The sequence below is a fragment of the uncultured Nostoc sp. genome (genome assembly GCF_937863485.1).
Lineage (GTDB): Bacteria > Cyanobacteriota > Cyanobacteriia > Cyanobacteriales > Nostocaceae > Nostoc.
On record NZ_CALMFY010000217.1, the window covers coordinates 68,655 to 89,701 of the forward strand.

Genomic DNA, 21,047 nt, shown 5'->3' on the forward strand with positions numbered 1-21,047 from the left:
CTATTAATACCTCCATCTCGACCAGTACAACCGCCCGCACCTCCACTTCCACCTCCCGCACCTCCAGACCAACCTCCGGCAACTCCACAGCCAACTCCGGCAACTCCACAGCAACCTCCCGCCGCAAAACCGAACGAAATCCCTGCAACTCCAGACCAACCTCCGGCACCTCCGCAGCAACCTCCTGCTGTCACTCCAGACCAACTTCCTACAAAACCAGACGAAACCCCCGTAAAACCAGACCAACCTTCAAATCCTAATTCAAATCCAGGTACAAGACCAAGACCAAGACAGGAAACCCCAACTCGAACACAAGACTCAGGTGGAAGACCAAGACAAAAACCACAAGCTCCAACTCGAACACAAGACTCAGACTCAACTCCAGACTCCCAACCAGCACCTCCATCTCCTGTAAGAGCACGAGGATAGAACTTTTTTGATTTGCGATATTTAGTAATTTGGAAGTTCAGAATTCAGAATTCAGAATTCAGACTTCAAGCTAGTTGATATCTGAGTTCTGAATTCTTACTGATGACTAAAAGTAATTATAATATTAATAATTAATCCAACAGAAAATGATTTGTAGTATGTATTTTTGTAGAACTTTCAAGTTTAGTTTGACAACAATAGTAGCACTGATCTCGCTTCAATCATACGCCACTGCTCAGGTTACTAATAGTAGTCAACCAAACTTTTCTCAAGTTTCTCCTCAAGTTCAATCAAACCCTGTACCACTACGGTCAAATCTTTCTAACTACTCTGAGCGAAAGCGCCGATTATTACTCAAACTCCAGCATCCCATACAGCCAATAATTCCCAACACTTCTAAGCGAGAAATCCATTTGCTACTTAAACTTAATGAACGAAAACTTTACGTTTATCGGGGTGACAGTTTACAAGCTAGCTACCCAGTAGCTATTGGTAAACCTGGATGGGAAACACCTACAGGCAAATTTAAAATTATTCACATGGTGCAAAACCCAGCTTGGGAAAACCCTTTCGTTCCTAATAGAGAAATTATTCCTCCAAAAAGCTCAGATAATCCTCTAGGAGAACGTTGGATTGGATTTTGGACAGATGGAAAGGATGAAATTGGATTTCATGGTACTCCGAGTGTAAAATCTGTTGGGCAAGCAGTTTCTCATGGTTGCGTTCGGATGTATAATCATGATGTACGTAAACTCTATGAATTGGTGAAAATCGGAACACCTGTACTAGTAACTAAATGACGCAAAAGTAAAGAGCTAATAAATTGATTTTCAAATTTTTAAACATTTGGTTTATTATCGGAAACATTACAAAAATGATGGATTTTATCAGGCATTAACTGAGATGAAGTGCTAACTAAACCATATAGTTTAAAACTTTGCATTTTGTGAGAGCTACGTTAAATCTGCCGCAATTAGATAGTCTGCGAGTACAACATCAGCGTTCGCGTTTGTAGGTCGTAATTTTTAAGCATTACTGCTGGCATTTAAATAAAATTAAGTTTTCTGGAATACTGATGTCTACTATCAGGGTGGTAATTTGTCAACTGACCGAATTTTGGATTTTAAATTCAAAATTTAAAAAGGTTTTAAGTGAACGTATTTATTTGTAGAACAAATTCAAAATCATGAAGTTATTAAATTTATTCATCGGGTAAATCTAAAATTTCAAATCCAAAATCGGTTGACAAATTACCAGTTACCAATCACAAAGAGCTGCTCAAACAAAGATTCATAGACGGAGCTTAATAAGCAGACCTAGCTAACCAATAGATGGTTATACCCAAAGCCGACCCAGCTATTACCTGAACAGGTGTATGTCCGAGTAATTCCTTCAGACGGTCTTGGCTAAAGTCTGGTTTTTCATCAAATAATTCATCAATCATTTGATTAAGGATGCGAGCTTGTTTACCAGCCGCTTGGCGAACTCCAGCTGCATCATACATAACGATGATGGCAAAAATCGTAGCAACTGCAAAATCAGGAGATGCCCAACCAAGTGTTTGCCCTACACCAGCAGCTAGAGCTGTAACTAAAGCTGAATGGGCACTGGGCATACCTCCGGTTGTCACCAAAACACGCACATTCAGTTTGCGATGTTTAATGATCTCGATTACGAGCTTTAGTGCTTGAGCAATTAAACAAGCTACTAGAGCAACCAGCAGCACCCGGTTGTCTAAAATGTTGCCTATGTCCTGCATGGTATTTTGGTTAGGTTAGTAAATATTAGCAGCAGTTGTTGGTTGAGGAAACATTTAGATTCAACCTAAAATCCAAAATTAACCTAGTACATCACGGCGGAAACAGACCAATTATTCAAAATAGCTTAAAAGCTTATCAAATAAGCTTTTTTAATTTTGAATTCCGCTGGGCACTAGTAGTACAGCATAGTGTAAATAAACCAGCCCTTCGGGTTCGGCAGTTCCTCATGGGGGGAACCCCCTACAGCCCTTTGGGCATCAAGAAGGCAGGCGCTAGCCTCTCACGAATGGGAGAAGACCGGACTGCCTCACTATTCCAAATCAATGAAACGCTTGCGGTAGAGGAATTCCGTTAACGTAAGCGTAGTATTAGCAAGTCTTGCCTACGGCACGACAAGGGCAATAGCGCAGTGTAAAGCCTGCGGCATGGGCAACTCTTAGAGACGCTCTTGCGTTCGCTTAGAGCGAGTCAGACGTTATGCACAGTCGCTACCCTTGCGTCATCAGCATTATTCCAAATTCCGCAAAGCGGTACTAGTTATTGCGGCTGGCAATAAAATGAGCGATCGCTTGGAGTGACTTGGCTCTCTCCCCAAATGGTTCTAATTCTGCACAAGCTGCTTTAACTAGCTCTTGGGCTTTTGAGCGCGATTCCTCAAGTCCCCAAATACTGGGATAGGTCACTTTCTTCGCTTTTTGGTCTTTACCAGCTGTTTTGCCTAATTGCTCTTGAGTAGCAGTGATATCCAGAATATCATCTATGATTTGGAATGCTAGCCCAATATTTTGAGCATAACGGGTCAATCGCTGCACATCTTCAGGTGATGCCTCAGTTATGATCCCGCCACAAACTACGCAAGCTTCCAAAAGGGCGGCTGTTTTGTGTTTATGAATGAAATTTAGCGTTTCTAGGGAAATATCTGATTTACCTTCCGACTCTAAATCGACAACTTGACCGCCGACCAAACCACCTGCCCCCAGCGCCCGACCAAGACGGGCAATTACCTGCAAGACTAGCTCTCTCTTAACGCTTTGAGGGGTTTGCATGGCAACAAACTCAAAAGCGAGAGCCAACAAGCCATCCCCAGCCAAAATCGCCACATCTTCGCCATAGACTTTATGATTCGTCAGCTTCCCGCGACGGTAATCGTCATTATCCATCGCCGGCAGGTCGTCATGAATCAACGACATTGTGTGGATCATTTCCACAGCACAAGCCGTTGGCATGGCCATTTCGATGGTTCCACCCATCATTTCACAGGTAGCAAGGCAAAGAATGGGACGTACACGCTTGCCTCCAGCTAATAACGAGTAGCGCATCGCCTCATAAATCTTTTCTGGATAAATGATGGGGATAGCCTGATCCAAAGCAGTATCACAAAGCTTTTGTCGCTCTTTTAGATAAGCTGCTAAGTTAAACGTGGCTTCCTCTGGTGGTGTCTTATGAACGTTATCAGTTGCTACCATTCTTAAATTCCTGACATTTTGGGATTTTTGTCTTATACGTCACAATTTTAAGGTGCTGTGGCGCTGAAAAAATGAAGAGTTAGGAATTAGGAGTAGAGACGCGATTAATCGCGTCTGTACAGGAATTAGGAGTTAGGAGTCACCAATAAGAATTCTTAACTTTTAACTCATCACTCATAACTCCTCACTTTCTTTCTTCTCTTACCGCCCTAGAATAGCTGGCAAATGTATTTTGCAACAATATGGCTACAGTCATAGGGCCAACACCACCAGGAACAGGGGTAATAAATCCTGCTACAGCAGAGGTTGATTCAAAGTGGACATCGCCAATTAAGCGACTGTTGCCACTACCATCGGTAACGCGATTCATCCCCACATCTACCACAACAGCGCCCGGTTTCACCATATCAGCACTGATCAGTCCGGGACGACCTACTGCTGCAATTAGAATATCAGCATTTTGGGTGATGGTTTTGAGGTCATGCGATCGCGAGTGAGCGATCGTGACTGTGGCATCAGCTTCTAGTAGCATCAGCGCCATCGGCTTACCCACCAAAATACTCCGTCCTACCACTACTGCCTGTTTTCCCTGCAAAGGAATCTCATACTCTTGTAGAAGGCGCATAACACCTGCTGGAGTGCAGCTGCGTAAACCGCTTTCTCCCCGGACTAGTCGCCCCAAGTTAACTGGGTGTAGTCCATCAGCATCTTTATCGGGATCAATTTGATGTAGCAGAGTTACAGCATCCAAGTGGTTAGGTAAGGGCAGCTGCACAAGAATGCCATCCACCCGTTCATCGTGGTTTAGTGCAGCTATTACCTCTTCTAACTCCCCAAGGGTAGTTTGGGCGGAAAAATGCTTACCAAAAGAGGCCATACCAACTTTAGCGCAGGCTTTTTCTTTATTACGTACATAAGCCGCTGACGCTGGATTATCGCCAACCATCAGCACTGCTAAACCAGGTGGTCGGACAATTTTTGGTTGTAATTGTCTAATGCCAACAGAAAGTTCTTGCTGAATTTTTGCAGCTATTGCTTTACCATCAAGGAGTTTGGCAGTTTTTGTTTCCATGAGAATTCTCAGCTATATTGCCTTTTGTCAAAACTCAGCCGCTTCTGGTCTAGGCGGAGTCAACAGTCCAAAATTCAAAGTAAAAATATTGATTTTTGACTCTTGACCGTGCCAATTTTAGATTTTAGATTTTAGATTTTTTTTGGTTGATGCCCCGTCCAAACGTGGGCAGAACAATTCCATTATCCTCAATTCCATTGTCCTCAGCAGCCCAGTACCCGTACAACTCTTGGAGAGCTAACGCGTAGCAAGATCCCCGTAGGGGTACGTCCCGTTGTTCGCTTTCGTGGTCGGGGTGAATCCAAAATCCAAAATCCAAAATCCAAAATTGATTGACTTTTGACTATTCTTGTGTTCCTGTTTGATGTCGTAGCCTTTTTCTCACAGTAAATCCATAATGTTTATTTTCTCAGATCAACGGCGTTATCTGAAGAATAAAGAATTAAGGATCAAATTCAAAACATTTTTTTGCTCAGTTGAGAGGATGTTTTTGAAACCGTAGAGACATAGTATAAATGGGAACTGACCTGATGAAACTGGCGACAAAGCAAGCAGTGAAGCAAAAATTTGCTCAATCGGTGGCTTTCATGCAACAAAGGAGAAATTTGTCACCTTCATTCTTGTATAGGCAGAGTATTGTTTCTTACCGCCTGGGGTTGATTTTTTTATTGGTGGTGGGACTTTGTAGTTGTGGTAGTTTTACCTCGTCTGGGTTGAATGGGACTAATTTTAAAATTGGTAGCAATGTCACCCCAATTCGAGAGATTAAACCAGAACAAGACAATCAGGCTACAGTTTACATTCAAGGTCAGGTGGAAAAGCAAGCTCCTCTGATCAAGCAGTGGGCTTATCAAATTAATGATTCGACTGGCAAAATTTGGGTTATTACCAATCAAAAGAATCTGGCCAAGGGGGCACAAGTGGTGATTAAGGGTAAAGTTCGCTACCGAAGTATCCCCTTAGCTGGTAAAGAATTGGGGGAAGTTTATCTAGAAGAAGAGTAATCAGCAATTAAAAATTAAAAATGAACATATGAATAATCAGCCGATACATGTGGCGATCGCAATTCTTTACCAAAAAAATAAATTTCTCATGCAACTGCGGGACAATATCCCCGGTATTCTCTACCCTGGTTACTGGGGACTCTTTGGCGGTCATATCGAACCTGATGAAACACCGGATATAGCAGTGAAGCGAGAAATCTTAGAAGAAATCGGCTATAATTTACCATCCTTTGTTGAATTTGGCTGTTATTTCGACGAAAGAGTAGTCCGTCATGTCTTTCATGCACCACTCTTGGTGGAATTAAATCAACTGGTTCTGAATGAAGGCTGGGATATGAGGTTATTGACCCTAGAAGATATTAACCAAGGTAACTGTTATTCGGAAAACGCTGGCGAAGTGCGACCTTTGGGGAATGTGCATCAGCGAATTATATTGGATTTTATCCAGACAAATCAACAGACTTAATTGGGCATAGGGTATGGGTATATAAGAAAACTTTTTTCTAGTCCCCAGTCCCAATCCTCAAAAGCCAAAATAAAGTTATAACTCTTGTGGAGTCATCACTAATGCAATCAGTAAACAAACTACCGCGATGGTTAACTATAGGATTGGCATTTCCGATTATTATTCTCAACGGCTGGCTATTACTCCAGGTTGTACAGTATTTTCAACCCTTGATTAGTATTATTGCTGCCGCCATCCTACTAGCTTTTGTATTGAACTATCCAATCCAGTTTCTTCAAGAACAAGGGGTAAAACGTAACCTGGCGATCGCAGGAGTGTTGCTTTTGACTGTGGTGGTTTTAGTGGGTTTAGGCATCACCTTAGTTCCCCTGATTATCCAACAGCTCAACGAGCTAGCTAATATTTTGCCCAGTTGGATTGATTCTGGTACTCAGCAGCTGCAAGCTTTCCAGGATTGGGCGTTAAGTCAACAACAGCTTCCGATTAATTTAAGTGGTTTATTTACCCAAGTTCTCGACCGATTATCTAACCAACTTCAGTCCTTCACTGGTAAAATTCTCAGTTTTGCCGTCGATACCATTGGTATTGTCCTCAACGTGCTGCTGGCAGTAGTGCTGACTATCTACTTAATATTGAATGGCGAACGCCTTTGGGACGGAGTTTTTCAGTGGTTTCCCCGTAACATTGGGTTAAAAGTGCGGGAATTACTGCGAGAGGATTTCCACAATTACTTCATTGGTCAAGCAACATTGGGAGCTGTGTTAGGGGTGACAATTACATTGGTATTTTTGGCGCTGCAAGTTCCCTTGGCTTTACTTTTTGGTATCGGTATTGGTTTGTTTTCTCTTTTCCCCTTTGGTACAGGAGTAGGTATCGCCATAGTAAGTTTGTTGGTGGCGTTACAAAACTTTTGGCTAGGAGTTGAAGTCTTAGGTGTAGCTGTTGCGATCGACCAAGTTAATTCTAATTTTGTTGCACCTCGAATTCTTGGTAATTTGACTGGCTTAAATCCCGTCTGGGTGGTGATTTCTTTGTTGTTGGGGGCAAAGTTGGGAGGAGTACTGGGTTTGTTAATTGCGATCCCTATTGCCAGTTTTATCAAGGATATAACAGACAGCTGGCGGGCTGGAGAGTTTAATAAGCTAAATGATATCGTATCAGAACCTGTAAAAATTATTACTGAGAGAGCAGGAACTTATAGTTAAAATTCAAGATATAAGTGAAGGAAAATTGAGAATGTTGACTATTTATAAAAATGTCTATCCTTTGCTTATTGCTTGTTTTTCGCTAAATTTTTACGGCTTTTTTCTGAAGTTATTAAGAATTAAGTTGAACGGGAATTTTAATAAGAAACTCAGTCCCTTTGCCAAAAGTCGATATGCATTGCAACTGACCGCCGTGTTTTTCCACAACAATTTGATAGCTGATAGATAGACCTAATCCAGTTCCTTTTCCAATAGGTTTAGTGGTGAAAAAGGGATCGAACAATCGCTTTTGTAAAGTCTCTGGAATTTCTGGGCCATTATCGGAAATACGAATAATTACTTGCTTGTCATCAGTGAGATTAGTCCGAAGGGTAATCTTCCAAGATTTAGATTATAAAGGCAGCTACAGCGCTCCTGTCAAAGGTACTTTCCGAACTCCCCCCAAATCTGGGCGAGATATATTCTTTGTTTGGGGTGGCGACACTGCCGATCAGGGATGGGGGATTAATCCTGATTTCGGTGGGATGAAAATTTATGAAACTATGCGCCAACTTAATCCCGACTTTTTCATTCATTCTGGCGATAATATTTATGCCGATGGCCCCATTCAAGCACAAGTAACTCTAGACGACGACACTATTTGGAAAAACATCACTACACCAGAAAAATCAAAAGTAGCAGAGACTCTCACCGAATTTCGTGGCAACTATATTTACAATTTGCTGGATGAGAGCATCAAGCGTTTCAACGCTGAAGTTCCGATATTGGCACAGTGGGACGACCACGAAACAAGGAACAATTGGTATCCTGGGCTAGAAGAGACTTTGCAAAACCGGGAACTGTCGCAACGACAAGCTTCAATTTTTCTTGATAAGACAATAAAAAGTTACTTGAGAGGCATTTAGGGGAACTCTATAACTGTAGTTCCAAGATTGTTTCTTCAAAATTTATGACAAATGCACTTAACCACTCAATAGCTACACTTAATCTTTCTTTAGAACGCGATATATTTTTACGTACATTAATCAGAGAATTATCTGGCACATTGCAGGACGTAGTTGGCTTAGAAGAAGCCTCTGGATTTATTAGCGTAGTTGGTGAAAGGATGGGTAGGCAGATTAACCAAGATTACAAATCTGCCCTGGAAGTCTCCAACCTTTCTCGTAAGCAGGTAGCTGATGTCTTGATTGATTTAAAAAGACGAATCCAGGGCGATTTTTATATAATTGAGCAGAATGATGAAAAAATTGTCTTTGGCAATCGCGTCTGCCCATTTGCTGAAAAAGTGCTGAATCGCCCTGCCATGTGCATGATGACTTCAAACGTTTTTGGGACGATCGCAGCTAATAATCTGGGATATGCGAAAGTAGAATTGCAAGAAACCATAGCACAAGGTGCTTCTGGATGTAGAGTTATTGTTTACTTAAAACTTACAGAGGAGGCAGAAGATGCAGAAGGTCGAGAATACTTTAAAGGACTAGAATCTGTGTAAACTCTTCACCACTAAATTAACCCCAGGATAAATACTTGAGTGCAGATATGTAAAGTAAAGTTGAACCCCGAAAACCCCCATGACTCCTGAACAATTTCTTGAATTTGCTAGAGTTTTACCAGAGCCTTTACTTCTGGTGAGTGGAGAGGGTCAGTTGTTAGCTACCAATCAACCAGTAGCAGATATACTGGGGTTACGCCGTCAAGAACTGCGGGGGAGAATGCTCTTTGAACTTGTAACCGAGTCTACTAACGATGTTGTAAAGTACCTGCAAGCCTGTTCAAGTAGCAGAGCAATGGTTATTGGCTCCTTGACTTTACGAAAGCATGATGGACAAACGTTAATATGTCGTAGTCAAGGAGCCGTTATTCAACCTTGGTCTCCTGAATCTTCAGCTTTAATTCTTCTGCGTTTGGAAAATAGAACTTTAGCTAGCAATAATTTCGTTCTCCTGAACCAGAAAATCGATGAGTTAGCAAAAGAAGTTCAGAGACGTAAAGAAGCGGAAGAAGCACTCAAAAAAGCAAATCAAGAGCTAGAAATTCGGGTTGAGGAACGTACAACTGCTTTACAAGAAACACTAAACGAACTACAACTTACTCAAACTCAACTTATCCAAGCTGAGAAAATGTCTAGTTTAGGACAGATGATCGCTGGTATTGCCCATGAAATTAATAACCCCGTGAGTTTTATTTATGGGAACCTTCACCACGCCTATGAATACACCCAGGATTTATTAAAATTGGTGCAAATTTATCAACAAATTTGTCCAATTACTCCCCCAGAAGTCCAAAATGAAATAGAAGAAATAGATTTAGATTTTCTGATTCAAGATATAACTAAACTCTTCCAGTCAATGAAAGGAGGAACAGAACGAATTAAGGAAATTGTTAAATCTCTACGTAACTTTTCCAGACTTGACGAAGCAGAACTTAAGCAAGTTAATGTCCATGAAGGAATCGATAATACTTTAATGATTTTAGAGCATCGCCTGCAAGCTAGGCATGATAAATACCCAGAAATCAAAGTCATCAAAAAATACGGTCAACTGCCGAATGTAACTTGCTATGCTGGTCAACTAAACCAAGTATTTATGAATATTCTTGTTAATGCGATCGATGCGCTGGAGGCATCAGCGAATAATAGTCAGTGGTCAGTAGTAAATCCCCAAACAACTGACAATCAAAAACTGACAAAAAATAATCCCCAAATTCAAATTAAAACTGAGCTAATCGATGAAAAATGGATAGCAGTTAGTATTGCTGATAATGGTTTGGGGATAAATGAACAAGTTCGCTCAAAGCTATTTGATCCGTTTTTCACCACTAAAGCTGTGGGCAAAGGTACTGGACTAGGGCTATCTATAAGCTATCAGATTATAGTTGAAAAACATAAGGGACAACTTAGGTGTTTTTCTATGCCAGGAAAGGGTGCAGAATTTGTCATGAAGATACCTGTTAGCTTAGTCTAATATAAAAATCCCCTGCATATGCCAATACGGTTCAGTTAAGGCTGAAAATCATCTAAATTAAACATTGTTCCCAAACCTTAAAATTGAGTGTGGTACATCTCAAGGATTTATAGTTGGTGTTTCCTGATATACAGAGTACTGATCTACTTAAAGCAATCGAGACGGCGATTCCAGCAACGGCAATTGAACAGGCAATAAGCCTACGACATGGCTTCTCTACGAGACGCTCCGCGAACGCTTACCGCTAATACCCAAACTCAAGAGAAGCGCAAGCGATAAGCCTAACGGCATGGCTACGCTTACTGTTTTAAACGTGTAAATCAAAAAATTCAGGCAGAAATCGCCAAATCAACAACGCTGGTACTTCCTTTAGCTGCTGTTATTGAAACAGGTAATCACATTGCACAGGCTAAAACAGCAAATTCAGAAAGTAAACGTATAGCAGCTAAAAAATTTGCCGAAATCATAAGTGATGCAGTTGATGAAACCACACCTTGGGCTAAGTTCCGTGAGCAAATTGTTCTTTGGAAAGAGGAAAAATTGAAAGAGTTAGCCGCTAAATTTCCCAATCAAGCTCTAGAAAAGACTTCTATGGGTGATGCCAGTATTGTAATTTTGGGTTGGCACTATTACCAAAAGGGTTTCCATGTAGAGCTTCTGACTGATGATGACAAGCTAAAATCCCAAGAACCACCTCCACCACAACTACCTACACGCTGAAGCAGCCCGACAAAAGGATAAAATGTCCTTGAGCGATCGCACCATAAAGCAAAAGTGAACCTGTTCTTCAATTGGTGCTGAACCACTTTTGATAAAGCTTTTGATAAGTGCCGTTTTCTTGTAGTGTTAGCAGGGCTTTATTAACAGGCTTTCGATAGGGACTATTTGCCCCAAAGACAATGCCATAGTTCTCCTTGCGAAAAACACTGCCAATAACTTTTACTTTTCCTTTGCCTTCACCAGACGCGTAGTAAAGGAGAACAGGCGCGTCAAAAACAACTGCATCTGCCTTTTCTTGTGAAAGTGCATCATAAGCTTGAGCAACCTTATTGAACTCTAGAACCTGAATATTTTGTTCATGCAGGTAGGTTGCCGATGTACTATTGATAACAGTAGCAACACGCTTGGATACTAGGTCATCTGGACCTTTAATATTTCCCTGTAGTCGATCCACCGTTAGCGAAGTAGTAACTGTAGCCGTGAAGTAGGCAACAAAAACAACACTGGTAAACATCCAGACTACGGCTACTACCCGTCCGATTACACTCTTAGGCATTTCGTCAGCTTGGGTAGCCAGGGTTGCAGCTGCCCACCAGCAAGCTTTGAAAATACCAGGAAAGTAGGACAAAGTTGGGATCATTCCTTCAGAACGGTGGCGCTCAAAAAACCAGACAATGTGGGCTGGCACAAGAATAATTACCAAAATGATGCCAACAAGCTGTATTAGGGCAGGTGAGAAAATCACTGCTAATAAACTTGGTACTGAGCTGACACTATTCTCATGATTTAGTACTAAAATCTGAAGTCCTGATTCAAACATCGGTTGAGAGAAATCAAAGTCTTTATCTCGCTCGGCAGTGATAGATATATTGCCAATTCCCACGTCTGCCTTACCAGACTTAATAGCAGACAGCAAATCTTGAGTAGTTGGATTGACAAATATCTCGGACTTAACATTCATCTCCTCAGTGATACTACGCCAAAGATCAATGCTGAATCCAGTGATTTGACCGTTTTTCTTAAAGACAAAGGGTGTGGCTAATCCCGTCGCCACGCGTAGAGGTTTCGTTGGTTTCTGGGCTGACACCTGACTCGGCATTAGCACCAACACCAAAAATCCAACTCCCAACCACTTCCAGCAATTCAGGATGACGGACTTACTAGTTTGGTTCTTTGTGTTCTTTCTTCCACACTTACTAGCTGACAGATTTAAGGAAAAGATTACTGCACTCATTCAACTATCCGAATTAAGCTTTTTTTAAAGGCTCTTTCCCACCAATTGTCTACTAAAACAACCACAAAAAAACCTATCTGTCTTATAGTAAATTGATCGCTTTTCTTGAATCCTACATCACGCTATCTCCAGTTGATTCCACTGCTACACCTTGGGAACACCTGAGAAATAGAACAGAAGATCATCCTTGGATTTTAGATGCCGTGAATTTTGAAGATGAGCTGTGCTACTTGATGGTGCAAATAATGGAAGCATAGTTGATTGCTGATATTGATGCTTTAAGAGAATTTTATGGGGAAGAATTTAGGGAAGATGGAATTGAGCGTTCTATAGCACAATATCAGAATATAGAGCAAATTTATAAAGAAACTTTGTATATCCAGTTAAAGACAGCTACCCGTCATTCAAAAAATGGCAAGTATGAAAAAAGAACTAGAAGGACACACGCTCCGAAGCTTTTAGCGTTGTTGAATGTAACTAAGGTTCGCCAAGCTTTGCCATACTGCGTTCGCCGAAGGTGTTGGCGTTCGCGTAGCGTGTCGTAGACAAGCCATCGCCTGTTCACCACACTAGCTGCAACAATGGCTACATCAGCAAGCTAATATGACGAAGGGTAAAAAATTTTTGAGTGATTGCCATTCATCTCTAACATCAAGCTATCATCAGATATTGTGGGATTTCCGTGCGTAACTCAATAGCATCTATGACCGCTTCTCACTCTGAAACTCCATCTAACAAGCCCGACGCGAGTACTTTTATTTCTGACCATCGACAGGTAGACCGCAGTAAGCTAAGTCAAATGTATCTGCACTATGTCGAGACGAAGGATAAATATCCTCACGCAGTATTGCTGTATCGGGTTGGAGATTTCTTTGAATGCTATTTCCAAGATGCTGTAAAACTAGCGCAAGAATTGGAATTAGTTCTCACTAGCAAGCAAGCTGGTGAACAGGGACGAGTGGCGATGTCTGGCGTTCCACACCACGCTTGGGAACGCTACACGACGATGCTAGTAGAAAAAGGCTATGCAGTGGTAATTTGCGACCAAGTAGAAGATGCTTCTGAAGCTGCTGGTAGATTAGTGCGGCGAGAAGTAACGCGCATCCTGACTCCTGGGACTTTGCTGGAAGAGGGAATGCTCAAATCAAGTCGCAATAACTACTTAGCAGCAGTAGTAATTGCCGCAAATCATTGGGGTTTAGCCTATGCAGACATCTCTACAGGGGAATTTCTCACGACTCAAGGTAGTGATTTAGAACATTTGACACAAGAATTAATGCGCTTGCAACCTTCAGAGGTGTTAGTTCCCACAAATGCGCCTGATTTAGGTAGTTTGCTGCGTCCGGGAGAAACTTCGCCGCATCTTCCACAGTGTTTGCCACCATCATTTTGCTATAGTTTGCGATCGCAAGTTCCCTTTTCCCAAGCCGAAGCTAGACCTAGATTATTGCAGAAATTTAAGGTGCGATCGCTCGAAGGACTCGGTTGTGATCATCTTCCCCTCGCCGTCCGCGCAGCTGGTGGTCTTCTGGAATATCTGGAAGATACCCAAAAGGAAAACCCCGTTTGCCTCCAGAAACTTCGTACTTACACAGACAAAGACTATCTAATTGTTGACAATCAAACCCGCCGTAACCTGGAAATTACCCAAACTGTCCGGGATGGCACTTTTCACGGTTCTCTACTCTGGGCACTAGATAGAACTAGTACAGCGATGGGTGGGCGTGCTTTACGGCGGTGGTTATTGCAGCCACTACTCGATATTAAAGGCATTCGAGCGCGGCAAGATACCATCCAAGAATTGATGGAAAATACGCCCCTGCGTCAAGATTTGCGGCAGTTGTTACGCCAAATTTATGACCTGGAACGACTCACAGGAAGGGCGGGTTCTGGTACAGCTAATGCTAGAGATTTAGTAGCTTTAGCAGATTCTCTCTCCCGCTTACCAGAATTATCCCACTTAGTAACTGAGGCGCGTTCTCCTTTCCTCAAAGCTTTGCAGAAAGTCCCAAGTGTGTTGGAAGAATTAGCACAAAAGTTACACGCGCATCTTGTGGAGTCGCCACCCATACTAATCAAAGAAGGCGGATTGATTCGCCCTAGCGTGAGTTCCCTATTAGATGAAAGGAAAGCGACTGTAGAAGCAGACCAGCAATGGATTGCCAATTTAGAAGTTGATGAGAGGGCTAAGACGGGAATTTCGGCACTGAAGGTAGGATTTAACAAAACTTTTGGTTATTATATCAGTATTTCCCGCACCAAAGCCGACCAAGTGCCGGCTAATTACATCCGCAAGCAAACCCTGACGAATGAAGAACGTTACATCACCCCAGATTTGAAAGAACGAGAAGCCCGGATTCTCACGGCGCGGGATGATTTAAATCAGTTGGAATATGAGATTTTTACGGCGTTGCGGGAAGAGGTAGCACAAGAAGCGGAGGTAATTCGCAATCTCTCTCGGGCAGTGGCGGCGGCGGATGTGTTGTGTGGTTTGGCTGAGTTGGCGGTGCATCAAGGTTACTGTCGTCCAGAAATGTTGCCAGGAAGGGAGATAAACATTGTTGATGGCCGTCATCCAGTAGTGGAACAGTCTTTACCTCCTGGTTTCTTTGTGCCGAATTCGACTCAACTAGGGAGTGGGGAGTTGGGAGTAGGAACTAGTGAAGAAGAAATTTCCCCACTCCCTGATTTGATTATCCTCACCGGGCCAAACGCTAGTGGCAAAAGTTGTTATTTGCGTCAGGTGGGATTAATTCAGTTAATGGCGCAGATTGGTAGTTTTGTGCCAGCTAGGTTTGCCAGATTAGGAATATGCGATCGCATTTTCACCCGTGTAGGTGCAGTAGATGATCTTGCAACTGGTCAATCTACGTTCATGGTGGAGATGAATGAAACGGCGAATATTCTCAACCATGCCACATCTAGGTCGCTGGTATTGTTAGATGAAATTGGTCGGGGAACGGCAACTTTTGATGGTCTTTCCATAGCTTGGGCAGTCGCAGAATATATAGCAGTGGATATTCAGGCGCGAACGATTTTTGCGACTCACTATCATGAGTTAAATGAACTGGCTAGCATTTTGCCGAATGTGGCTAATTATCAAGTCACAGTGAAAGAATTACCCGACCAAATTATCTTTTTGCATCAAGTCCAACCGGGAGGCGCTGATAAGTCTTATGGGATTGAAGCGGGAAGATTGGCGGGTTTACCAGCGGTGGTGATTCAACGAGCAAAACAAGTTATGGGACAAATTGAGAAACACAGTAAGATTGCGATGGGGCTGCAAAGTCTGGATTAATTTTGCAGGTTGATGCGTTAACAATGCAAGTTGATGCATTAACAATGCGACCGACGTATTAACAATGCAAGCCAATGCATTAACAATGCAAGTTGATGCATTAACATTGTAAGCCAACGCATTAACAATGCTACCGACGCATTAACATTGTAAGCTAACGCATTAACATTGTAAGCCAACGCATTAACAATGCGGCCAACGCATTAACATTGTAAGCCAACGCATTAACAATGCAAGCCAATGCATTACAGCTATTTTCAGGGACAGGACCACTCAAAACATGAAACCTCGATCCCCCCTAGCCCCCCTAAAAAAGAGGGGATCTCAAAAGCCCCCAATTTATCGGGGATTGGGGGATCTCTTATGCGTAAGTTTTAAGGGAAATAGACCACGTCCTACAAGCACAGCAATGCTGTGCCCCTACGACAGATGTGGTTTAAATACTTGAATTCTGCTGTAACATTGTAAGCCGATGCATTGCGTGATAAATTACTATTATGTAAGTACGTCATGTAGATACGCCTGAAGATGAGCAACTCTTACAGCATTCGTAGTACCAAAATTGGTAACAGTGCAGGGTTTAGGCTACCTGCTGAGTTTTATCGGGAGCATCCTCAGTTTGCCAATGCAGATGGTTGGATAGAGGTATTGTCGCCCGATAGTGCAATTTTGCGGATTGTAGCTCAATCTGGTGATGATGAAGATGCAGAAGATTCAGTAATGATGCGGCTGTTTCTCAATTTTGCTTTGACAGAAACGCTCAAAAATAACACACTGCAACCTTATACAATTGAAATGTCTGAGACTGCCCGCGAACTAATTGCAGGTGTGGAATTAGACGATGAGTCATTAGAAGATGGCTAATTTTGTCAGTAATGGGTGGGGAGTTTACTTTCATCCACAACTGTTCGGTACTCAATATCAAGAATTATTTGAGCGCGTTTCCGGTTTACAGGAGCAATTACCAGAGGCTGAATATAAAACCCATGCAACGGTAAAGTTATTTGCAGCGATTACTGTTGCAATTGAAACTAAGATCCCTTCTGACCCGTTTGCAAGTCATTTTGCCTTGACAGGGACGTTAAAACGCTATGGACGCATGAAAAAGATGGGTCTACCGGAACGGTATCGGCTGTTTTTTAGGGCGTTTGATACGGAACAGTTGAAAGTAATTGTAATTTTGTGGTTAGGGTTTCCACGTAAAGAGGGAGCGAAAAATGACTGCTACCAGGTGTTTACTAAGATGGTTGAACGAGGGACATTTCCAGACAGTTTAGATAAGTTGTTGACAGATTGTGAGGTAACAGAGGATTAAAGGAGCGGGATAATTGCCAAGTAGTTGAAATCTTGTTGACGTTTATGCTTAAAATTGCACAAGAGGTTTATTTAGCATCTACTGACAGGTAAAGTTGACCCTTTGCAGGACTCCCCTAAGCCATGCTGACTGAAATTTTGCCTTTCCGTTTTGAATTAGATACGATCGCGATCGCTGGAGCGAGTTTGTGGTCATTGGCGCTATATCTAGGTTTCAACCCAGTCGGTGAATGGGTAATCGAGCAACTCAACCGCTGGTTTAACTTTGCGGAGCGATCGCTTTACACCAGCCAGTCAGAATTTGAAAGGACTCGTAAAGCCAGAGAATCCCAAAACGCTTTTTACGCCTCACTGTTTAGCATTGTGCCTTTTCTGGTTATTGGCGCTTTATGTAACTGGGGTGTGGAAATCAGTTTAGGTCGCAGTTGGGCAATTAGCACAGGTATACTAGCCTGTATTGGTTGCGGTATTTATGAACTAGGGCGAAGAGATGGACAGTCTTCGGATTAGCAATAGTAATACAAAGCGACAGCTCCGGTGAAGTAAGCTGTCGCCTCTATAAACCAGGGTTTAGGTGTGGTCAAAGCCATCAGCAAACCTTGACCTCAGCTAAATTTATCCCTTTTTTCCGATTACCTATTGACAAATGTGCAATTATATTAACCTGCCACTAAATCATCCTTATGAATTGCTAAAATATTTCCTCTTTGACCTTCAGGAGATTCAAAGCTGAACAGTTCGCCCGTATTTTTAACTTTGAAAAACTGGTAACCAAGTTCCTTAAGAAAATTGAAGGCTCCATCAGCTGACAAATTAAGTCTTGCGCTTGTTTGAGAACTGATCTCAAATATCACTTTTGGTTTCATCCGATTAAATAATGAAGTTGCACCCCGAAAGACAAGTTCCTCTGCTCCCTCTACATCCATCTTGATAAAATCCACTCGCTCAATCCCTTCATCAGCCAACACATGATCGAGAGTCGTGATCGGAACCTCTTCAAAACTTATCTCTTCACTTTTATCTGATCCCAAAGAATAACTCGTAGGAGCATTTTCAATATGATACAACTTAGCTGTACCTTCTTCTTCAGAAAGTGCCGATTTGAATAACTTGACGTTATTCACGCTGTTAATTTCTAGATTATGCTCAATACTTTTTAAAGATTCTACTCCTGGTTCAAAGGAAAGAACTAGTCCAGAATCTCCTACTAATTTGCTAGCCAACAAGGTATAAATACCACAGTTGGCTCCTGCATCTATGAACACTTCACCTGATGCGAGGGTGCGCTCAATATAACCTAATTCAGGCTCATAAGTATCACGGAAAACAAAGAGACTAGTATTCCCTGTTCTATAAAAAGCAGGCGGTAAAAAAAAGCGAACATTCCACTTTTTAACTAAAATTGTTTGTGGAATAGAAAGCTGACAAACTATCCACCAATATATTAAACGGAAAGTAACTTTCAGAGGAGACTCTTTAAAAGCCCTATGATTTGTGAAATAATTAAATTTCCTTTGTAAACTTGATATCATAGTAAGTCTTATACTTCCCTATCTATACTTCAAAAACTTTTCATGAAAGCGGCTTTTGGCATAGGGTATAGGGCATTGGTAACACATCTCATGCCCCATCGCCCCTTATCCCCAGAGGGGGTATCAAGTTTCCCATGCCCTGTTACTGCATTCTCAATTCCAGAAGATGGTATGATTGTGCCTATTTCCCGGTAAGTGACCTGGATCACATTATTCATGTGCTCAAATTCACTTACTGACAAATATTTTTATAGTATAGTACCTATTGCACAAATATTTAATGAATTAAATTTGTGACTAGGATGAAGCAGATTTTTAAAGTTAAATCACATATTTAGCCTACGTAGGCAGGCTAAATATCTGAGCCAGTGACTTTGAATTTTAGGGGATAATCGGATTTATGCAACAGGTCTATTAAAAAGCACACATATGAAAGCCTTAGTACGTTACGGCGTAAATAGAGCAACCATTTAAAATTCCTAAAAAGCCCATTCCATAATACTTTTGACTTTTGACTTTTGACTTCCGCCTTGCGGTATTAGTGCCTCTGCACCCTTTGGTTGTGTTCAAACCCCTATTTGCCAATTTCCTCACAAACAATCTGTGCTATCCTCTGTGCTGCGCCGTTTTCGCCACGAACGCTATGTAGCTTGCTTCGCATCTCATCCAATTTTTCTGGATGAGCTAATAAGTCTAGTATCATTTCCCCAACTTCTTGCGGTTCGATTTTACCCATAAGTTCAGGCACTATCTCTTCCTGTGCCCAGATATTTGGCCACGCTAATAAACCTTTATTTCTCACGAGTCTCAAGAATAGCCAATTAATCACCTTCGCAAAGGTGGTACCTACCCCCGGCAGATTTGCCAACAACCCAGGTAAACCATCCCAAGAACGCATGGCGTCAAGTTGCTGCGTTGGTAGCAAAACAATCATCGGCACTCCTAAAGCACCGAGTTCAGCAGTGTTTGCCCCCACTGTAGTCAAGCAGATACAGCACTGGGATAATAAGTCATAGGCAGGGTTTTCTTGCCACAGTTCTACAGTTAAGCCCGTTGTTGTTTTGAGCAATGCCTTGCCTTTAGCGTCCTCTGGGATAATTAAGTCAGCACCACCAAAGCTAAAGGTTTCAGCAATAGAGTTATTTTGGGGATCGGCAAAACTAGCTAACGTTTGTAAATCCAAAGTCGGGGCTACAGGAATCACAAACTTGGTTTGGGGCCTTTTTGCGTGAACGTATTCGGCAATGCCTAAACTTAATGGTACTCCTTGGGCTAATTTTGCCGCTTTTGACCCAGGCAGTAGACCAATCAATTCAGTTTTGAATGATGAAGTGATAGGCAGAAGGGAATTTGAATCTAGGCTTTCCCCGGCTTCACCTGCTGCTTCTAGCATCAAATCACCGACAACGGTGAATTTGTGAGCATGTTTCTGGGGGACACCCTTAGCAACTTCGGGTTTCATCACGCCAAAGCGATCAATCCAGTTATGCCAACGGGCTTCCCATTCGGCGTAAATCACTGTGCGATATCCGAGCTTTTTGCCTATGACTACGGGGAAAATTTGATCGCCACCGAGGAAAACAATTACACCGCGACTTCTCCAGTCCCAATTTTCAAATGTTTTGCCCCGAAGCAAAAATTGCCAAAAATGCTCTGGTCCTTGAACTCTGTCAACTTCTGGGTAAGAAAGAGCGATCGCAGCTTCTTTACCACTAGCATTTGAGCAAGGCGATAATACCACAGAAATCCTCACCACAGAACGGTCATCACCTAGTTCTTGACGCAAGGCCTTCACTACTGGACGTACCCAGGTTGTTACCTCACCTGGGCCATTTGATAGGATGAGAATATCTACTTGAGTCATTAGTTAATGGTCAGGAGTTAGGGACCATTAGTCAAGAGGGAAATATTACCTAATTCGTTCCTAATTTCTAAAGGCACAACATTACTGATATAATTGCAGGCTATGTTCGATAACGTCTGCAAGTTCCTCGCAGAGTCATTTTCAGCCGACTTTGCAACATGGCTACTCGGTAAACCAATTACACTTACCGAACTTAGTCCATCTGAATTATCCCTCGAACCCATCCGCGCCGATGCACTAATTTTATTGCAGTCAGATGAGGTTGTTCTCCATCTTGAATTCCAAACTGTACCCAAAGCCGATATTCCCTTTCGGATGAGTGATTATCGTTTGCGGGTGGATCGAAAATTTCCCCACAAACGAATGCGTCAGGTAGTTATTTACCTAAAACCAAGCGATTCTGAGCTAGTCTATAAAACGGAATTTGTTCTAGAAAATAGCCTGCACAGATTTGAAGTAATTCGACTTTGGGAACAGCCAACAGAAGTATTTTTCAATTCTCCAGGTTTGCTACCGTTTGCAGCTTTAAGTCAAACCGAGGATAAAACACGAACTTTAGAAGAAGTTGCCCAAGTTATTGAAGCATTAAAAGACACCCGAATCCGCAGTAATGTTGCTGCATCAACAGCAGTATTAGCTGGGCTAGTATTAGATAAAGAGTTGATTACAAAAATTTTGCGGAGTGATACTATGCGCGAATCTGTGATTTATCAAGATATT

20 protein-coding genes and 2 pseudogenes are annotated in these 21,047 nt (G+C 42.1%); 15 read left to right on the plus strand and 7 right to left on the minus strand.

The window, feature by feature from the left end; all coding sequences use genetic code 11:
* Positions 1–617 precede the first annotated feature (617 nt).
* Positions 618–1,229 (plus strand): L,D-transpeptidase, encoded by a 612-nt coding sequence (locus Q0541_RS29745; protein ID WP_298919699.1) that lies wholly within the window; start codon positions 618–620, stop codon positions 1,227–1,229.
* A gap of 503 nt (positions 1,230–1,732) precedes the next feature.
* Here Q0541_RS29745 and Q0541_RS29750 read toward each other — a convergent pair.
* A complete protein-coding gene (locus Q0541_RS29750) occupies positions 1,733–2,188 on the minus strand; it encodes a divergent PAP2 family protein (RefSeq protein WP_298919701.1) in 456 nt (151 codons plus the stop codon).
* A gap of 227 nt (positions 2,189–2,415) precedes the next feature.
* Here Q0541_RS29750 and Q0541_RS29755 point away from each other — a divergent pair, with 227 nt between their 5' ends.
* A complete protein-coding gene (locus tag Q0541_RS29755; protein ID WP_298919704.1) occupies positions 2,416–2,544 on the plus strand; it encodes a hypothetical protein in 129 nt (42 codons plus the stop codon).
* A 178-nt stretch (positions 2,545–2,722) separates the two neighbouring features.
* Here Q0541_RS29755 and crtE read toward each other — a convergent pair whose 3' ends face one another.
* Together crtE and folD are read right to left on the minus strand one after the other, a co-directional pair.
* Positions 2,723–3,655 (minus strand): geranylgeranyl diphosphate synthase CrtE, encoded by a 933-nt coding sequence (crtE, locus tag Q0541_RS29760; RefSeq protein ID WP_298919706.1) that lies wholly within the window; start codon positions 3,653–3,655, stop codon positions 2,723–2,725.
* A 184-nt stretch (positions 3,656–3,839) separates the two neighbouring features.
* The gene (gene folD / locus Q0541_RS29765; RefSeq protein ID WP_298919709.1) at positions 3,840–4,727 is read right to left on the minus strand and encodes a bifunctional methylenetetrahydrofolate dehydrogenase/methenyltetrahydrofolate cyclohydrolase FolD; all 888 of its coding nucleotides are present in this window, start codon (positions 4,725–4,727) and stop codon (positions 3,840–3,842) included.
* A gap of 530 nt (positions 4,728–5,257) precedes the next feature.
* On the opposite strand from folD, the gene Q0541_RS29770 reads away from it, so the two are divergent.
* The 3 genes from Q0541_RS29770 to Q0541_RS29780 all read left to right on the plus strand — a co-directional run bounded on the left by Q0541_RS29770 (position 5,258) and on the right by Q0541_RS29780 (position 7,402).
* Positions 5,258–5,731 carry a hypothetical protein gene (locus tag Q0541_RS29770; protein ID WP_298919711.1) on the plus strand — a complete coding sequence of 158 codons (474 nt, stop codon included), beginning with the start codon at positions 5,258–5,260 and terminating at the stop codon, positions 5,729–5,731.
* A gap of 28 nt (positions 5,732–5,759) precedes the next feature.
* Complete coding sequence (locus tag Q0541_RS29775; protein ID WP_298919713.1) at positions 5,760–6,197, plus strand: NUDIX hydrolase; 438 nt, start codon at positions 5,760–5,762, stop codon at positions 6,195–6,197.
* Between the two features lie 101 nt (positions 6,198–6,298).
* Positions 6,299–7,402 (plus strand): AI-2E family transporter, encoded by a 1,104-nt coding sequence (locus tag Q0541_RS29780; RefSeq protein WP_298919715.1) that lies wholly within the window; start codon positions 6,299–6,301, stop codon positions 7,400–7,402.
* A gap of 112 nt (positions 7,403–7,514) precedes the next feature.
* Here the strand turns inward: Q0541_RS29780 and Q0541_RS29785 are convergent.
* Positions 7,515–7,781 (minus strand): annotated as a pseudogene (locus Q0541_RS29785) (ATP-binding protein); the annotation flags it as partial.
* Here Q0541_RS29785 and Q0541_RS29790 point away from each other — a divergent pair.
* The 4 genes and pseudogenes from Q0541_RS29790 to Q0541_RS29805 form a co-directional block, all read left to right on the plus strand.
* Positions 7,759–8,307 (plus strand): annotated as a pseudogene (locus Q0541_RS29790) (alkaline phosphatase D family protein); the annotation flags it as partial. The pseudogenes Q0541_RS29785 and Q0541_RS29790 overlap by 23 nt on opposite strands.
* A 44-nt stretch (positions 8,308–8,351) precedes the next feature.
* Positions 8,352–8,894, plus strand: a complete 543-nt coding sequence (locus Q0541_RS29795) for a methanogen output domain 1-containing protein (RefSeq protein WP_298919717.1) — start codon at positions 8,352–8,354, stop codon at positions 8,892–8,894.
* A 79-nt stretch (positions 8,895–8,973) separates the two neighbouring features.
* Positions 8,974–10,365, plus strand: coding sequence for an ATP-binding protein (locus tag Q0541_RS29800; RefSeq protein WP_298919719.1), 1,392 nt, complete (start codon positions 8,974–8,976; stop codon positions 10,363–10,365).
* A gap of 540 nt (positions 10,366–10,905) precedes the next feature.
* Positions 10,906–11,085, plus strand: a complete 180-nt coding sequence (locus Q0541_RS29805; RefSeq protein ID WP_298919721.1) for a hypothetical protein — start codon at positions 10,906–10,908, stop codon at positions 11,083–11,085.
* 67 nt (positions 11,086–11,152) lie between these two features.
* Here Q0541_RS29805 and Q0541_RS29810 read toward each other — a convergent pair whose 3' ends face one another.
* Positions 11,153–12,319 (minus strand): transporter substrate-binding domain-containing protein, encoded by a 1,167-nt coding sequence (locus Q0541_RS29810; RefSeq protein WP_298919723.1) that lies wholly within the window; start codon positions 12,317–12,319, stop codon positions 11,153–11,155.
* A 257-nt stretch (positions 12,320–12,576) separates the two neighbouring features.
* Between Q0541_RS29810 and Q0541_RS29815 the strand changes: the two genes are divergently transcribed.
* The 5 genes from Q0541_RS29815 to Q0541_RS29835 all read left to right on the plus strand — a co-directional run bounded on the left by Q0541_RS29815 (position 12,577) and on the right by Q0541_RS29835 (position 17,441).
* Positions 12,577–12,864 carry a hypothetical protein gene (locus Q0541_RS29815; protein WP_298919725.1) on the plus strand — a complete coding sequence of 96 codons (288 nt, stop codon included), beginning with the start codon at positions 12,577–12,579 and terminating at the stop codon, positions 12,862–12,864.
* Positions 12,865–13,022: 158 nt separating this feature from the next.
* The gene (gene mutS, locus Q0541_RS29820; protein WP_298919727.1) at positions 13,023–15,617 is read left to right on the plus strand and encodes a DNA mismatch repair protein MutS; all 2,595 of its coding nucleotides are present in this window, start codon (positions 13,023–13,025) and stop codon (positions 15,615–15,617) included.
* 528 nt (positions 15,618–16,145) lie between these two features.
* On the plus strand, positions 16,146–16,481 hold the full coding sequence (locus Q0541_RS29825) for a hypothetical protein (protein WP_298919729.1): 336 nt from the start codon (positions 16,146–16,148) through the stop codon (positions 16,479–16,481).
* Positions 16,474–16,932 (plus strand): type II toxin-antitoxin system YhaV family toxin, encoded by a 459-nt coding sequence (locus Q0541_RS29830; RefSeq protein ID WP_298919731.1) that lies wholly within the window; start codon positions 16,474–16,476, stop codon positions 16,930–16,932. Before Q0541_RS29825 ends, Q0541_RS29830 begins: the two co-directional genes overlap by 8 nt.
* Positions 16,933–17,054: 122 nt before the next feature.
* Positions 17,055–17,441, plus strand: coding sequence for a hypothetical protein (locus Q0541_RS29835; protein ID WP_298919733.1), 387 nt, complete (start codon positions 17,055–17,057; stop codon positions 17,439–17,441).
* A gap of 149 nt (positions 17,442–17,590) precedes the next feature.
* Here Q0541_RS29835 and Q0541_RS29840 read toward each other — a convergent pair whose 3' ends face one another.
* Positions 17,591–18,463: an FkbM family methyltransferase gene (locus Q0541_RS29840; RefSeq protein ID WP_298919735.1), complete on the minus strand. Its 873-nt coding sequence runs from the start codon at positions 18,461–18,463 to the stop codon at positions 17,591–17,593.
* Between the two features lie 574 nt (positions 18,464–19,037).
* Entirely contained in the window at positions 19,038–20,327 is a 1,290-nt protein-coding gene (locus tag Q0541_RS29845) for a lipid-A-disaccharide synthase (protein WP_298919737.1), read from the minus strand.
* Between the two features lie 102 nt (positions 20,328–20,429).
* Between Q0541_RS29845 and Q0541_RS29850 the strand changes: the two genes are divergently transcribed.
* On the plus strand, positions 20,430–21,047 hold a 618-nt coding region (locus tag Q0541_RS29850; protein WP_298919740.1), incomplete at its 3' end, for an Rpn family recombination-promoting nuclease/putative transposase.

Excerpts from the sequence above, each read along its gene's own strand:
- Q0541_RS29750 (WP_298919701.1), bottom strand. The coding sequence starts at position 2,188 with ATGCAGGACATAGGCAACATTTTAGACAACCGGGTGCTGCTGGTTGCT.
- Q0541_RS29755 (WP_298919704.1), top strand. The coding sequence starts at position 2,416 with ATGGGGGGAACCCCCTACAGCCCTTTGGGCATCAAGAAGGCAGGCGCT.
- crtE (WP_298919706.1), bottom strand. The coding sequence starts at position 3,655 with ATGGTAGCAACTGATAACGTTCATAAGACACCACCAGAGGAAGCCACG.
- folD (WP_298919709.1), bottom strand. The coding sequence starts at position 4,727 with ATGGAAACAAAAACTGCCAAACTCCTTGATGGTAAAGCAATAGCTGCA.
- Q0541_RS29770 (WP_298919711.1), top strand. The coding sequence starts at position 5,258 with ATGAAACTGGCGACAAAGCAAGCAGTGAAGCAAAAATTTGCTCAATCG.
- Q0541_RS29775 (WP_298919713.1), top strand. The coding sequence starts at position 5,760 with ATGAATAATCAGCCGATACATGTGGCGATCGCAATTCTTTACCAAAAA.
- Q0541_RS29780 (WP_298919715.1), top strand. The coding sequence starts at position 6,299 with ATGCAATCAGTAAACAAACTACCGCGATGGTTAACTATAGGATTGGCA.
- Q0541_RS29795 (WP_298919717.1), top strand. The coding sequence starts at position 8,352 with ATGACAAATGCACTTAACCACTCAATAGCTACACTTAATCTTTCTTTA.
- Q0541_RS29800 (WP_298919719.1), top strand. The coding sequence starts at position 8,974 with ATGACTCCTGAACAATTTCTTGAATTTGCTAGAGTTTTACCAGAGCCT.
- Q0541_RS29810 (WP_298919723.1), bottom strand. The coding sequence starts at position 12,319 with ATGAGTGCAGTAATCTTTTCCTTAAATCTGTCAGCTAGTAAGTGTGGA.
- mutS (WP_298919727.1), top strand. The coding sequence starts at position 13,023 with ATGACCGCTTCTCACTCTGAAACTCCATCTAACAAGCCCGACGCGAGT.
- Q0541_RS29825 (WP_298919729.1), top strand. The coding sequence starts at position 16,146 with ATGAGCAACTCTTACAGCATTCGTAGTACCAAAATTGGTAACAGTGCA.
- Q0541_RS29830 (WP_298919731.1), top strand. The coding sequence starts at position 16,474 with ATGGCTAATTTTGTCAGTAATGGGTGGGGAGTTTACTTTCATCCACAA.
- Q0541_RS29835 (WP_298919733.1), top strand. The coding sequence starts at position 17,055 with ATGCTGACTGAAATTTTGCCTTTCCGTTTTGAATTAGATACGATCGCG.
- Q0541_RS29840 (WP_298919735.1), bottom strand. The coding sequence starts at position 18,463 with ATGATATCAAGTTTACAAAGGAAATTTAATTATTTCACAAATCATAGG.
- Q0541_RS29845 (WP_298919737.1), bottom strand. The coding sequence starts at position 20,327 with ATGACTCAAGTAGATATTCTCATCCTATCAAATGGCCCAGGTGAGGTA.